General features: G+C 43.3%; 16 protein-coding genes. 10 read left to right on the forward strand and 6 right to left on the reverse strand.

The features are described from left to right. Positions 1 to 43: 43 nt before the first annotated feature. From V7K27_RS23390 to V7K27_RS23435, 10 genes are all read left to right on the forward strand, one after another. Positions 44 to 3,277 carry an efflux RND transporter permease subunit gene (locus V7K27_RS23390; protein ID WP_334950484.1) on the forward strand — a complete coding sequence of 1,078 codons (3,234 nt, stop codon included), beginning with the start codon at positions 44 to 46 and terminating at the stop codon, positions 3,275 to 3,277. Beyond that, positions 3,264 to 3,410, forward strand: coding sequence for a hypothetical protein (locus tag V7K27_RS23395; protein WP_334950486.1), 147 nt, complete (start codon positions 3,264 to 3,266; stop codon positions 3,408 to 3,410). The genes V7K27_RS23390 and V7K27_RS23395 overlap by 14 nt, the downstream gene beginning before the upstream one ends. Before the next feature lie 128 nt (positions 3,411 to 3,538). Beyond that, a complete protein-coding gene (locus V7K27_RS23400; protein ID WP_334950488.1) occupies positions 3,539 to 3,763 on the forward strand; it encodes a hypothetical protein in 225 nt (74 codons plus the stop codon). Positions 3,764 to 3,929: 166 nt separating this feature from the next. Beyond that, positions 3,930 to 5,639, forward strand: a complete 1,710-nt coding sequence (locus tag V7K27_RS23405) for an alpha/beta hydrolase (protein WP_334950490.1) — start codon at positions 3,930 to 3,932, stop codon at positions 5,637 to 5,639. Between the two features lie 237 nt (positions 5,640 to 5,876). Then, positions 5,877 to 7,211, forward strand: coding sequence for a hypothetical protein (locus V7K27_RS23410; protein WP_334950492.1), 1,335 nt, complete (start codon positions 5,877 to 5,879; stop codon positions 7,209 to 7,211). A 934-nt stretch (positions 7,212 to 8,145) separates the two neighbouring features. Next, complete coding sequence (locus tag V7K27_RS23415; RefSeq protein ID WP_334950494.1) at positions 8,146 to 8,511, forward strand: hypothetical protein; 366 nt, start codon at positions 8,146 to 8,148, stop codon at positions 8,509 to 8,511. A gap of 36 nt (positions 8,512 to 8,547) precedes the next feature. Further along, a complete protein-coding gene (locus tag V7K27_RS23420) occupies positions 8,548 to 8,760 on the forward strand; it encodes a hypothetical protein (RefSeq protein WP_334950496.1) in 213 nt (70 codons plus the stop codon). Positions 8,761 to 9,040: 280 nt separating this feature from the next. Further along, positions 9,041 to 9,331, forward strand: a complete 291-nt coding sequence (locus tag V7K27_RS23425; protein ID WP_334950498.1) for a hypothetical protein — start codon at positions 9,041 to 9,043, stop codon at positions 9,329 to 9,331. Positions 9,332 to 9,411: 80 nt separating this feature from the next. After that, on the forward strand, positions 9,412 to 9,861 hold the full coding sequence (locus V7K27_RS23430) for an REP-associated tyrosine transposase (RefSeq protein WP_334950500.1): 450 nt from the start codon (positions 9,412 to 9,414) through the stop codon (positions 9,859 to 9,861). Positions 9,862 to 9,917: 56 nt separating this feature from the next. Next, positions 9,918 to 10,130, forward strand: a complete 213-nt coding sequence (locus V7K27_RS23435) for a hypothetical protein (RefSeq protein ID WP_334950501.1) — start codon at positions 9,918 to 9,920, stop codon at positions 10,128 to 10,130. Between the two features lie 102 nt (positions 10,131 to 10,232). Here V7K27_RS23435 and V7K27_RS23440 read toward each other — a convergent pair whose 3' ends face one another. The 6 genes from V7K27_RS23440 to V7K27_RS23465 form a co-directional block, all read right to left on the reverse strand. Beyond that, a complete protein-coding gene (locus tag V7K27_RS23440; protein WP_334950601.1) occupies positions 10,233 to 10,367 on the reverse strand; it encodes a hypothetical protein in 135 nt (44 codons plus the stop codon). Between the two features lie 166 nt (positions 10,368 to 10,533). Then, positions 10,534 to 10,668, reverse strand: coding sequence for a DUF6760 family protein (locus V7K27_RS23445; RefSeq protein ID WP_334950502.1), 135 nt, complete (start codon positions 10,666 to 10,668; stop codon positions 10,534 to 10,536). Positions 10,669 to 10,682: 14 nt separating this feature from the next. Further along, positions 10,683 to 11,063, reverse strand: a complete 381-nt coding sequence (locus V7K27_RS23450) for a phage tail assembly protein (RefSeq protein WP_334950503.1) — start codon at positions 11,061 to 11,063, stop codon at positions 10,683 to 10,685. Between the two features lie 28 nt (positions 11,064 to 11,091). Next, on the reverse strand, positions 11,092 to 11,439 hold the full coding sequence (locus tag V7K27_RS23455) for a hypothetical protein (RefSeq protein WP_334950505.1): 348 nt from the start codon (positions 11,437 to 11,439) through the stop codon (positions 11,092 to 11,094). An 8-nt stretch (positions 11,440 to 11,447) separates the two neighbouring features. Further along, positions 11,448 to 11,927: a phage tail protein gene (locus V7K27_RS23460; RefSeq protein WP_334950506.1), complete on the reverse strand. Its 480-nt coding sequence runs from the start codon at positions 11,925 to 11,927 to the stop codon at positions 11,448 to 11,450. A 198-nt stretch (positions 11,928 to 12,125) separates the two neighbouring features. Beyond that, positions 12,126 to 12,584: a phage tail protein gene (locus tag V7K27_RS23465; RefSeq protein ID WP_334950508.1), complete on the reverse strand. Its 459-nt coding sequence runs from the start codon at positions 12,582 to 12,584 to the stop codon at positions 12,126 to 12,128. Between the last annotated feature and the right edge of the window lie 48 nt (positions 12,585 to 12,632).

Consider the following 12,632-nt stretch of genomic DNA (forward strand, 5'->3'; position numbering starts at 1 on the left):
CTCCTTACTCCCCATTCCCTGTGTTTCTTGAGAGTTAATCATCATGTCAATCGCAGACACCTTTATTAAGCGACCTGTCTTATCAACGGTTTGCACCCTGCTGATCTTACTAGTCGGTGGCATCTGTATTCCCTTGCTGCCGATTAACAGCTTACCGGAAATTGCACCGATTCAGGTACAAACCTCCAGCAACTATATTGGCGCAGATGCCCAAACCGTTGAAGATACCGTATCAACCTTGGTTGAGCGGCAAGTGAACGGGGTTGAGGGGATGCAGTATATGACTTCAAGCAGTGGTAACGACGGTTCCAGTACCATTTCAACTCAGTTTGACCCAACGAGTAACCGTAACATTGACCAAGTTAACGTCCAGAATCGAGCCGCGATCGCCGAACCAACCTTACCTGAGTCTGTGCGGCAAACTGGATTGACCACTCTAGCACGTTCTAACAGCATTCTGCTAGTTTATGGCTTCTATGCCGAAAATAGCGAGTACGACAACATCTTTTTGAGTAACTATGTTGACCTCTACATCACCGATGCCATCAAGCGCGTCCCTGGTGTGGGAGATACCAGACTGGTTGGGGAACGGCAATATGCAATGCGACTGTGGCTTGACCCCAACGCTTTAGCCAGTCGGGGATTAACGGCAACGGATGTCAGCAGTGCCCTAACTTCTCAGAATGTTCAGGTGGGGGCAGGGTCAATCGGTCAAGCGCCCACGAAGGCAAATCAAAACTCGAATTTCCCGCTCCGGATCAATAGTAGATTAAAAGATGTTAAGGAATTCGAGAACCTGGTGATTAAGTCCCAAGCCGACGGGACGCTGGTTAAACTCAAGGATGTGGGACGAGCCGAGTTAGGAGCGCAGGATTATACAACTTCGGCACTAATACAAGGCAAAGCCGGCGCTGGGATGTTGATCTATCAACTTCCGGGCAGCAATGCGCTGGATACTGCCAAAGCCGTGGAAGCCAAGATTGCAGAGTTAGAGAAAAACTTTCCCCCCGGTTTGAAAGCCGTCATCTGCTACGACACCACCAAGTTTGTGGAAGTCTCAATTGAAGAAGTGGTGAAAACGCTGATGGAAGCGATCGCCCTCGTGGTGGTGGTGATTTTCATCTTTTTGCAAGATTGGCGGGCGACGATCATTCCGGCGATCGCTGTTCCTGTATCCTTGGTTGGTGCATTGGCGTTTGCATATCTCCTGGGCTTCTCGCTCAACACCTTGACTATGTTCGGATTGGTACTGGCAACGGGTCTGGTGGTAGACGATGCGATTATCGTCGTTGAGGGGATTGCTGCCAAGATGGAACAAGGCTTAGACCGACGGCAAGCTGCTTTTGAGGCGATGGGGGAGCTTTCAGGGGCGGTGATTGCTACCTCCTTGGTGTTGATGGCGGTATTTATCCCGGTGTCCTTTTTTCCGGGCGCGACCGGCATCATGTATCGGCAGTTCGCACTAATCATTATCTTCTCCATCGGCATTTCTTTATTCAATGCCCTGAGTTTCACCCCCAGTATGTCTGGACTCTTCCTGCATCATACCGAGGGTGAAGGGCGAGGTCCACTGGGCTGGTTCTTTCGTCAGTTTAACCGGGGCTTTAGCTGGGTGCTTGAGCAATACGAGCGTCTGACCAAGTTCCTGATCGGCGTCCGCATGTTCGTAGTGGGGCTATTTATCCTCGGACTGGCTGCAACGGTGTTTATCTATATGTCCGTCCCCAGTGGATTTGTACCAGATGAGGATCAAGGTATTATTGTCGGTCTGATTCAGGCTCCCGATGGTGTCTCCCTCGCCTCCACCGAAAAACTGACGCAGACTGTGTATAAAACCCTGCAAAAAGAAGTGCCGGAGATGGCAGCGTCTCTGGTCATTGGCGGCTTTGGTCTAAACGGCAATGGACCCAATCAAGGGACGTTTTTCTTTAACCTGAAAGAGTGGAAAGAGCGCCAGGGTGAAAAACATACAGTTAAGGCGATCGTGCAACGGCTGAATGGCATCTTCGCCCAAAATCAGGATGCAATGATCTTCGCCTCCAACCTACCCGCCGTTTCTGGCTATGGCGTGACGGGCGGCTTTGAATTTCAGCTGCAAGACCGCACCAACGGACAACTGAGTATCGATCAATTTTTGGCGATCGCGCAACAGCTGATTGCCAAAGCTAATAAGAATCCTGCATTGCTTAAAGTGTTCACTCAATTCACCGCCAGCACACCCCAGTACGAGATTAACATTGACCGCGATCGCTTAGAAGCCCTCGATGTCGATTTTAGTCAGGCAATGAATACATTGGGCGCTTACATGGGTGGTCAATATATCAACGATTTTACCTTCTCCCAGCGCAGCTACCGCGTCTACATCCAAGCAGATGAACAGTTTCGTAACTCTCCAGACAATATTGGTCAAATTAATGTCCGTTCCAGAGGTGGTAATCTGGTGCTGCTGAATGAAGTCGTAAAAGTGACTCCGATTACAGGGCCGCAAACCATCAGCCACTTCAACTTATTCCGCTCAATCAAGATTCAAGGCAGTGCTGCCCCCGGTTACAGTTCTGGGCAAGCAATTGAGGCGATGCAGCAGACGTTTAAGGAGATTGACCAACCCGGTTTGGGTTACGACTGGACAGGGATTTCCAGAGAAGAAGCCAAGTCTGGCGGACAAACGATTCTGATCTTTGGTCTTGGTATCGTGGCTGTGTTTCTCATCTTGGCAGCCCAGTACGAAAATTACATCGACCCAATCATCATCCTACTGACCGTACCGTTTGCAATTTTAGGCGCTCTGTTATTCGTCTCAGTGCGCGGCTTGGTCAACGATTTGTACTGTCAGGTGGCGTTGGTGATGTTGATCGGTTTGGCAAGTAAGAACGCGATTTTGATTGTAGAATTTGCCAATCAATCGCGGGAGAAAGGAATGACCATCGCCCAGGCTGCACTCCATGCAGTTGAACAACGACTCCGCCCGATTTTAATGACCACAATTGCTGCCCTGTGTGGGTTCCTTCCCCTAGTACTGTCATCCGGGGCTGGTGCAGCCAGCCGGGTGTCGCTCGGTACGGCTGTGTTTGGCGGCTTATTGGTCTCTGTGATCATGAGCTTGCTGCTAGTGCCCGTCCTTTATGTGGTGGTCAAAAATCTCACAGACTTTGGCTCTAAAGATAAACCTCCTAAGCCTCCCGAATCGCCTGAACCTACTCCATCTGGGGAATTAGCCTCTTCTAATGGAAAGAGTCAAGGAACAGTTGTCAAGTTTCAGGGAGATGCCCCTGCTTAACTGCTTGAGAGCGGCGCACCACAGCCTACGAATCAAACAAACAAGTCAAATCCTTTTTCCTTCTAGTTTGTTTCTTGAAAGCGATGAGGATGCGATCGCTCTCAAGCTTGACCAAGAGGCAGGGGAGCAATAAGCGGGGGGCAGGGGAGAAAGATTCGCTCATTTCCCCTGCCATCTGGGTTTAAAGCACCATTATTTATCAAACAGAATTCAGGAGTCAGGAGTCAGAATACAAGAAGGGTATTCTGAACGAAAAAGCGGATGAATAATCGGAGTTTTTGCACCCCCACAAAACTAGAATTTTTGGTGGTCAACAAGAAAGTCGTGGGTCTCTCTTACAAAGTTGCACAAGAGGGGAGACCCCAAGACCGCAATGCAGCGCTGAATCCCCGACTGATTGATTCTGACGCCAAGCCGCAGAGCGTCTCCGGCTCCGCTCCTGAATTCAGAATAGCTGAATTCTTCTTCAATTATGCCCTCATCTAAAATATTTATTTCGAGATGCGTAGCACGAGAAATAATGCGTCCGTTTTCTGTATCAAAAAACTTTTTTAATCCAAAATCCGTCTTGAAAAGTTCTGCGCCGGGAAACCCGGACGCACAGACTTTTCGCAAAATCTAAAATGGTCAAATTACTCATTCACACGATGCTATGAAACTTAAAATTCCTTCTTGGGTCGGTACCACTATCGGGCTGTTGAGCATGGGAATGATGCCAGCTCTCGGTGCTGAACAAATAAAATTTTCTTACAGTATTTTAGAATTTTCTCTTCCTGTTACTGATTTAAAAACTTATGCTCAAGAAGGTAAAATTAGCAGTCAACTAGCATCATATACAAAGCGCCTCAAACCAGAGGATGTTGCTCAACTGCGTCAGGTTTTGACTGAAAAACAAAAATTAAGTCCCGTAGCAGTCTCTCAATTTCTTTATTCAGAAATTGGAGAATCTTTGTTAAAGTCTGCGGGTGAATTGATTCAAACAGATTCAGGACAAAACGGTTTTTATGCAATTCGTGCGGCGTTGATTCTAGCGGCGGCTGATCCAGGGGGATTAACAGTACTGAATACGATGCGCTACTTCCCTTCACAGAATATTCGGATTAACACTGAAAAGCTTTTGGCACTGATGAATAAACTCTCCACTCTGAAAAAGGAGACAAATCAAGCTCTCTCTGTAATTGATCAACAGTCTACTACAGAAGCATCGACTGAACCACCTGTAGATATCTCAAAATTACCGGAACTATACAACAAGTCAGGATCGTTTTCTTGGGAGAAAAAAGCGATCGCTTTTGTGGATACTAATCGTAAATCTCTGACTGGAAGCATTGAAACTAGAGTCATTCAAACCGATATCTATTTACCTCAAAGTCAAACACCTGCACCAGTTGTAGTCATTTCTCATGGACTAGGTTCCGATCGCGATAGCTTTGCTTACCTGGCAGAAAATTTAGCATCCTATGGATTTGCTGTTGTTGTTCCTCAGCATCCTGGTAGTGATTCTCTGCAAATGCAAGCACTACTCACAGGGAAAAGCCAACAAGTATTTGCAGACACAGAATTAATTGACCGACCTTTAGACGTAACTTTTGTGCTTAATCAATTAGAACAGCGTTCAACATCTGATCCCTGGCTACAAGGAAAAATCAACGTTCAACAAGTCGGTGTGATTGGACAATCTTTTGGTGGTTACACAGCCTTAGTCTTAGCTGGCGCACGCATCAATATTAATCAGTTGCAGAAAGATTGTAAATCTGAATCTGATCCGGTCAATGTTTCGTTGTTGTTGCAGTGTCGTGCTTTAGCACTGGGAAAAAATTCTCCTGATTATGAACAGATACAACAAAACTTAAGCAACCTAGATTTACGCGATCGCCGAGTCAAAGCTGTGATTGCTCTCAATCCAGTCACGAGTAGTCTTCTTGGGCAAGCAGGTCTGAGCCGAATCGAAATTCCCGTAGTCATTGCTGGTGGAGCCTCAGACACGTTTACTCCCGCCTTGTTGGAACAAGTACAAGCATTTTCTTGGTTGACTACCAAAGACAAGTATTTGGGTATTGGTGACAAAGGAACTCATACTGATTTGATTGCTGGTGTGAGTACCGTAGTTTTACCATCTTCTAACCGTTTCTCTGCTTTCTCTGGACGTGACCCAGAATTGGGACGCATTCATTTTCAGGCTTTTAGTACAGCTTTCATGAAAGTATATCTTGCTCACCAGACTGAATATCGTCCTTTTCTCAGTACATCTTATATGAAAAACTCAAATCGTGATGAACCAGTCAAGGTCTATTTCGTTAGGTCGCTACCACCAGGATTTCCCCAAGAATTAGTTCGTCAGAAACGAGAATTAAATAATTAAGTATTCTTTAATTTTAGGACTTACACATTGACAAAAAAACACCAAATATGTTTTTTGGAAAAAACCACATCTTTCGTAGGGGCAATTCATGTAGACGCGGAGCGGTGAAGCAGCGCGGTCTTGGGGGTTTCCCCCATGAGCGACTGCACCAAGCCGTAGGGCTTCCCGCAGGGTATTGCCCCTACGGATAGGGTCTAGCTACCATCAAACAATGATTAATAATTTCAACCTAAACAGATGAATTTCAATCCATTCAATCTTAATCAATGGAATCAATGGTTGAATCGTAGGCAGCTTCAGGTTCTAGAAGCAGCTTATAAAGCGGCGCAGAATATTAAAGCGCTGGAAGACAAATATTTTAATGGTGCCAAGATTACCTATGCACCCAATCAAACCAAAACCCTGGTGGAGTACGTGCAGAGTTTACGCGATCGCCAACTGTTCATTGTCCGAAGCAACTTAGCGCAATTTCGCCTCAACAGTTTTTTGTTAAATCGCCAGCCGCTTGAGCAGGAGATTGATTTAGCTCAACCAGAATCGCTCACGAATGAACCGATCGTGGATAGCGATGCAGTTGTATCGTCAAAGTTGAATTTTATTGATGTCGTTATCAGTAAATATCGAGAGCCGGAAGAGGAATTCAAACAATTGGCGCTTGATTTAAAGAACAGCGTTCCGACTCCTACAGCTTTAAATGCTGCTCTGGAACCCAGCAAACCAGCAAACATCGATGCGATCGCTCAAACGATTGATCCTGCAATAATTACCAACCAAAATAATCGATTAAAGCGAAATCGAACGGGATTTTTTCAAGGAGGATTTTGGCTCGGCAGAGAACTCGATCCCAAGTATGAGCAGCAGGTAGTTCAAGAAATCCGGCTGCGACGTAAGCTGGACAAACTGGCGATTCGTTGGCTCCTCATTCTGTTGCTAGTGCCAGTTTTGATCCAAATTCTGGCTAAAAACTTGGTTATTGATCCTGTGCTGGGAAGCTATAGCGAAAAAAATCCGACGAAAATTGAATTAAGTCGAGAAATTAAGGAAGAGTATGCGGCCGAATTTAACGCATTTAAAGATGAGCTAGAAATTCAAGAGTTGCTGGGACTTCTTCCAGAGTTGTCAGTAGCAGAAGGGCGAGAGCGACTTCAGGAGAAAGTCACTGAACTCTGGCGTGAATCCCGCAAACAAACTCTAAATGGACTGAAGAACTTGATGGCAGATGGGGTAGCGATCGTTGTGTTTGCTGGCATCGTCTACTTCAATCGCAACAAGTTGGCTAACATTCGCAATTTTTCTAATCGCACCTTCCTGAGCTTGAGCGATCCAGTCAAAGTATTTATTTTTATCCTGATAACAGATATATTTGTGGGCTTTCACTCGGCTGAGGGTTGGGAAGTGCTGCTAGAAGGCATAGGGTATCACTTTGGATTACCCGAAAGCAAAGTGGTCATCCATACATTCATTGCCACAGTTCCGGTGATGATGGATTCTGTCATCAAGTTTTGGATCTTTACCTATTTCACCCAATTCTCGGCTGCGGGTTCTGCTATTTATGAACGAATGAATACTTAGAGGGTGTTTATAGAACCCATTTGATATCTTTTTTAGCTGGCAGCTAGTCTTTTGAGCATCAATCTAGATAAAACAAAGCTTGAGCTTGGCATTGACACGAGCGAGTGTTCGGTCAAAATTTTTGACTAAACTTTTACATCGCTCCACCCAAGCGTTTGACCTTTCAATAGTTATACCAATAACCCGTCCCACAATTTCCAATTCGGGCCGCAGTCTCTTGTTGAATTGATATACTTGGGGCTTGCTGGAAACGTCAAAACGGATTGCGCTCGCCATTTCGCATCCAAGCAATACCATCGCCTATACAACCTATCTCCGTAGCCTCCAGAAGGTCTATTACCTGGTTACAAATATCTTGATTGCAAACAAACTTGTATGCTGCATCAATACTCCGGTTAAATTCCATCTCCAGTGCAACAACTGCCTTAAATTTTTCCAGTTCTCGTAATTAAGAAATAAACTCAAAAAATTTTTTGCCCTTGTGATAACTACCAACACTTATATTTAGATTCTCCGAGACCTCCTGAATCACTCGCTTACCCTTGCCTAATTGAGACTAACTCTCATTTACCGAATGATTCAAATTTGAATCATTCGATTGATTCAAACGACGAGCGCTCGGAAACCTTGGAAGATGCGATCGCAAAGGTAAATGATGTATTAGGTGTGAACGCAGGTAGACCTAAGAAGTGCAAGAGCGCAGAGGCAAGCAAAATTGTCGAAATCAGCGAATGGAGCAAGAACCGAAAACCCAGTCGTTCAAAGCACATTACCATATGCAAGTTGCTGAAGAAGCTACTAGCAGGGGGTTGCCAGCACTATCGCCAAGAAGTATAGGTCGGATCTTGGAAGCGCAACCCTAATAGCATCAAGCTCAAATCAAGCTAACGGGCAACCCTCCCCCGAATTATTCGCCGCCAAGCTACGACTGGTTGTGGAAGGGAAAGCGCCGCAAGTCTACCAAGACCCCACAGCCTTTTTCGCCAATACATTTGCTACCGATGGTTTGAAAACCCTAATCTCGGAAGTGTTCGGGCGGTTGGTAGGTGCTGCTGTCGGCTCCCCCATTATCCGACTGGAAACCAGCTTTGGTGGTGGTAAAACCCACGATGAAATTGCTTTGTGGCACATTGCCAAAAATGGACGAGAGATTTCTGGACTAGAGCGTTTTACTGACAATATTAATTTTATTCCAGATCGACCGATTCAAGCAGCTGCGATCGCATGCCTTGACCTTGATCCGGTTAACGGTGTTTACCATGCGGACACTGGCGTTACCACTTATACCCTTTGGGTATAAATTGCTTATCAAATTAATGGTGTAGCAGGTTACAGCTTGCTTAAAGGTTCTGACGAACAGCGAGTCAGTCCAGGCACAGTGGTTTTAGAAAGGATAATCCAAGGGCAACCCACAGTCATTATCATCGACGAAATTGCCTCATACCTGAGAAAAGCCAAGGCTACTCTAGTTGGTAACAGCAACTTAGCCGGACAGGTAGTTGCTTTTTTATTCGCCCTCATGGATTTAGCAGCATCTTGTAATATTTAATAACCATAGTAGTGGGAGCATCTTGCTCCCTGATGGTAATAGCAGGTAGCAAGATGCTGGTAGTAGCAGGTAGTGGGAGCATCTTGCTCCCTACGGGCAAGACGCAGGTAGTGGGAGCATCTTGCTCCCTACGGGCAAGACGCAGGTAGTGGGAGCATCTTGCTCCCTGCTGGTATTAGCTCTCTGTGGGGTTATTAGCGGGCAAGATGCCCGCACTACTCCAGGATTGAAAATGGACGAAGTTTATAACTATAAATTATAAATCAGGAGGTAGAAATATATGAAAATTGACGTGCGTGGTGCTGTTCTAGCTGCGAAAAAATATTTTGAAGATATCCAGGATATGATATGTAATTCTATCAATGATATCTTGCTTGAAGAAGTAGAATTATCAGAGAATAAAAGGTTTTGGTATGTAACATTAGGTTTTAGTCGCCCTGTAGCTAAGACTGAAAGAACACTTATTCCTGATGTTATTTCTTTAGCTACTAAGTATGAACATGAGTATAAAATATTTACCGTAGATGCAGAAACGGGGGAAGTAAAATCGATGAAAATTCGTGAGGTATGAAAGCTACTTCAGGCAAACAAGGTAAACTTATAGAAACTTTTGAAGAGGTTTAAAAATAGACGGTAATTTCATCTATAAAAATGAGATATAAAAAGCAATTACCACAATTAGAAAAGCCAAAAGGTAGATATTTTATTACATTTGTAACTTGGGAAAGATTAGAACTCACACCAGAAGCCAGACAAATTGTATTAGATGCTTGTAAGTTTTTTCATGAACAAAGATATGAGCTTTTCGCCGTTGTAATAATGCCAGATCACGTACATATTCTGATTCAACCTTTTCCAAAATCTGAAACAGAATATTGGTCAATCGGGAGTATTATGCATAGTATAAAAAGTTATAGCTCCAAACAAATTCCGAAAGCAATGTTACATATTGGGAAAGTTTGGCAAGATGGTAGATACGACGAAATGATTAGAACGGAAGAAGAGTTTAATAATAAATGGGAATATATTCGACAAAATCCCGTAAAAGCAGGTTTATCGATTACCCCTGAAGAATATCCCTTTTTATGGGAAACATTTTGATAACATCCTGTAGTGCGATATCGCGTTGATAAGCTAACGCGCATGTTGAAGTAGCGTTGAAAGTAATTCCGCGCATTGCTGATGAAAAGAAACGCCTTCCTGAAGAAAAAGCTTTATTAGATTTGTGGTTGGCTATGGATGAAATTAAAGCCAAAGTGTCTTATGTGCAACCTGAGATACCATTTAATGAAGGTGGACAATTGAACTTATTTCTGATAATTATTTTTGATTTTAATTGTAGTGCGGGCATCTTGCCCGCGTTTGTATAATATCTTTCCCGCGTTTTTAATACACCAGGGAGCAAGATGCTCCCACTACCTAATATTTTCTAAGAATAGCAATTTTCCCAATATTTCTACTTAACCTAGCAACTACAACTTTAACTTTAACGCAGTCTCTACACCAGTAGGATCAATCCCATATTCACCAGTTTCTGCATCAATCACAATCATCTTACCGATATTGTCACCAGACTCGTAAAAAGGAGTATAATGCTTAACTAGCATAGGCTTCTAGACGTGCTTGTTTTTCAGGAATCATGTTTTACACGGACAGTTTGGGTATTCTCTTAGATTCTCTCAATAATTGGTATATTTGCCAAAGTGGGATGCTCCCCACTGATTACCATCTTCTGAATTCTGAATTTTGCATTTTCTTCAACTGTTCAAGAAACTAATCTCCTGACTTTTGGTTAATCTTATTTATTTCTTCTATCCAACGCTGACGGGTAGTGTGTTCTAAATTTAAAAGATCATCTTGTGACCAGTGAAAGTGGTAAGCAATAAACGCTACCTCCTCATATAACATATCAGAGGGGTAGCTTATGACTCCCCCGCTAATTCTAGCTCCACTGAAAACTTAGTATTGCAATGAGGACATTCAGTAGGGATATGAGTATTTCCTTGTTGATTTACTCGATTATAAAATTCCCTAAGATAAGCCAAGTCACTAACTAAAAGCCCTTCCAGCAAATTAGGGCTAACAGAAGTAAGGCTACCTAAGCGGGTAATTACCCGTGAAAGGATTACTAAAATCCCATAAGCAGAATTTTCTTGAACTTTACGTTCTTTTTGCAATAAAATTTCATCTAATGCAGTAGCCAAACGCATGACTCCCTGACGATGTACTCGGTTTTGGGTATCAACTAAACCTTTAGGAAGAGTAAAGGCAAATTCAGTACAAACAATATCCTTACGGCGCATAGACAATTAGAAATGAACGAAAAAATATCTAATTGATAACTAAAGATTCAGAATTATTAACAGTATCTGCTAAGATTACTGTTTCATTTTCTAAGCCATTGATGTGACGATAAAAGTCTTGTAAGTAACTTAAATCTTGAGCAAAAAAGTTTTCCACTATTAAAGGAGTTAGCTCAGATAATGCCCCTAGTGAGGTGATTACACGAGCCAGAATAATTATCGTAGCATAGGCTGGATTAGACTTAACACGAGGGTCGCGCAGAGGAGCTATTTCATCAATGGCAATTGCTAACCGCATTATCCCTTGGCGATGGAGATTGCCATCAGAGTCTAGATAGCCTTTAGGTAATGTAAATTCAAACTCTGTTTGAAACATAAAACTTCCTATAACTTCGATCTTCTAAATTCCTCGAAAGCAATTTCGACTTCCTCAATTTCTATCTCTGTACTGCGGGCATTAACATCAGTAATTTTGTAACTGCTAGGCCAAGCACCGGCTAATTGAAATTGTGCTTGTGGTTTTGCTTGTTGATCGTAAATGGTTAAAGAAGCATTTTTACGTTGTTTAGCCCAATTGCCATCTTCAACTGCTTGAAACCAGTTCCAAAGTGCAACAGAGCTAGTCATCCCTCTACGTAAAGTCAGATTTCCGCTTTTAACATTGCCAGGAATTTTAGTCCTAATCGTCTGACCTTTTTTGGCTTTGCCCCATCTATTATTAGTGACTTCACAGATTTCAATTGCTGCTTGAGTCTGTTGAAATCCCCGACACTCTAAAAAAGTACCATCTACCAGGTCGCTAGATCCATCTAAATGCAATTCTAGGTAGAAGCGATGTGGTGTAAGAATTTCAAATTCCGGCATTGTTTTTCACTCCAAATGAATAGTTAAGGAGGCAGGTATTAAATGCCTCCATGAACCAATGTTATATTGAATTTGTAGCCCTGCTAGTCTGTCAAGTTTAAATTGATGGGTAAGCAAGTTCGTAGTAAGGACTTTAGTCCTTATTTTCTAAGCACTAAAGTGCTTACTACAAACCCTCAAAACCAACTTGACAAAGTACTACCTTGGAGGAACTCGTTTAATACCTTCGTGAACTAACTCTAAGGTTTCAGTCGCCATATCGCCACTGCTTGCAGTCAAAGTAGGGCCTGTATATTTACAGGGGTAACATCTAAGAATTTCCCAACGCGCTTGCATTTTGCCTGACTGATCGTAAACTGATATCGAAGCATCTTTACGATTACCTTGCCACTGACTTGCGCCTCCCATATTCTTGTTACAATCTTCGTACCACTCATAAAGTCTCAAATCATCAGTAGCAATGAGCTTGACAGTAATATTCGTAAATTTAGCGACAGTAGGAGTAGGTTGACGAGTTGCAAAACCTCCCTTACTACTACCATGAATATCCTGAGCAGGGGTAGATTCAACTCCTAAACCACTAACTTCTTTGATGACTTTTTCGGTAATTCCATCTGCTTCAAAATAGAAGCGAGCCGCAGTGAGAAATTCAGCCATATATCAACTCCTGAAAGTTCAATAAAATAAATAGTCGGGTAACAGTAA

Origin of the sequence: Nostoc sp., assembly GCF_036919575.1 — a bacterium.
In the GTDB taxonomy this organism is placed as follows: Bacteria; Cyanobacteriota; Cyanobacteriia; order Cyanobacteriales; family Nostocaceae; genus Nostoc.

Bases quoted from the DNA above. Each gene is read 5' to 3' on its own strand.
- V7K27_RS23460 (WP_334950506.1), bottom strand. From the start codon at position 11,927: ATGCCGGAATTTGAAATTCTTACACCACATCGCTTCTACCTAGAATTG.
- V7K27_RS23465 (WP_334950508.1), bottom strand. From the start codon at position 12,584: ATGGCTGAATTTCTCACTGCGGCTCGCTTCTATTTTGAAGCAGATGGA.
- V7K27_RS23400 (WP_334950488.1), top strand. From the start codon at position 3,539: ATGAATAATCGGAGTTTTTGCACCCCCACAAAACTAGAATTTTTGGTG.
- V7K27_RS23410 (WP_334950492.1), top strand. From the start codon at position 5,877: ATGAATTTCAATCCATTCAATCTTAATCAATGGAATCAATGGTTGAAT.
- V7K27_RS23445 (WP_334950502.1), bottom strand. From the start codon at position 10,668: ATGTTATATGAGGAGGTAGCGTTTATTGCTTACCACTTTCACTGGTCA.
- V7K27_RS23440 (WP_334950601.1), bottom strand. From the start codon at position 10,367: ATGCTAGTTAAGCATTATACTCCTTTTTACGAGTCTGGTGACAATATC.
- V7K27_RS23395 (WP_334950486.1), top strand. From the start codon at position 3,264: ATGCCCCTGCTTAACTGCTTGAGAGCGGCGCACCACAGCCTACGAATC.
- V7K27_RS23455 (WP_334950505.1), bottom strand. From the start codon at position 11,439: ATGTTTCAAACAGAGTTTGAATTTACATTACCTAAAGGCTATCTAGAC.
- V7K27_RS23390 (WP_334950484.1), top strand. From the start codon at position 44: ATGTCAATCGCAGACACCTTTATTAAGCGACCTGTCTTATCAACGGTT.
- V7K27_RS23425 (WP_334950498.1), top strand. From the start codon at position 9,041: ATGAAAATTGACGTGCGTGGTGCTGTTCTAGCTGCGAAAAAATATTTT.
- V7K27_RS23405 (WP_334950490.1), top strand. From the start codon at position 3,930: ATGAAACTTAAAATTCCTTCTTGGGTCGGTACCACTATCGGGCTGTTG.
- V7K27_RS23430 (WP_334950500.1), top strand. From the start codon at position 9,412: ATGAGATATAAAAAGCAATTACCACAATTAGAAAAGCCAAAAGGTAGA.
- V7K27_RS23450 (WP_334950503.1), bottom strand. From the start codon at position 11,063: ATGCGCCGTAAGGATATTGTTTGTACTGAATTTGCCTTTACTCTTCCT.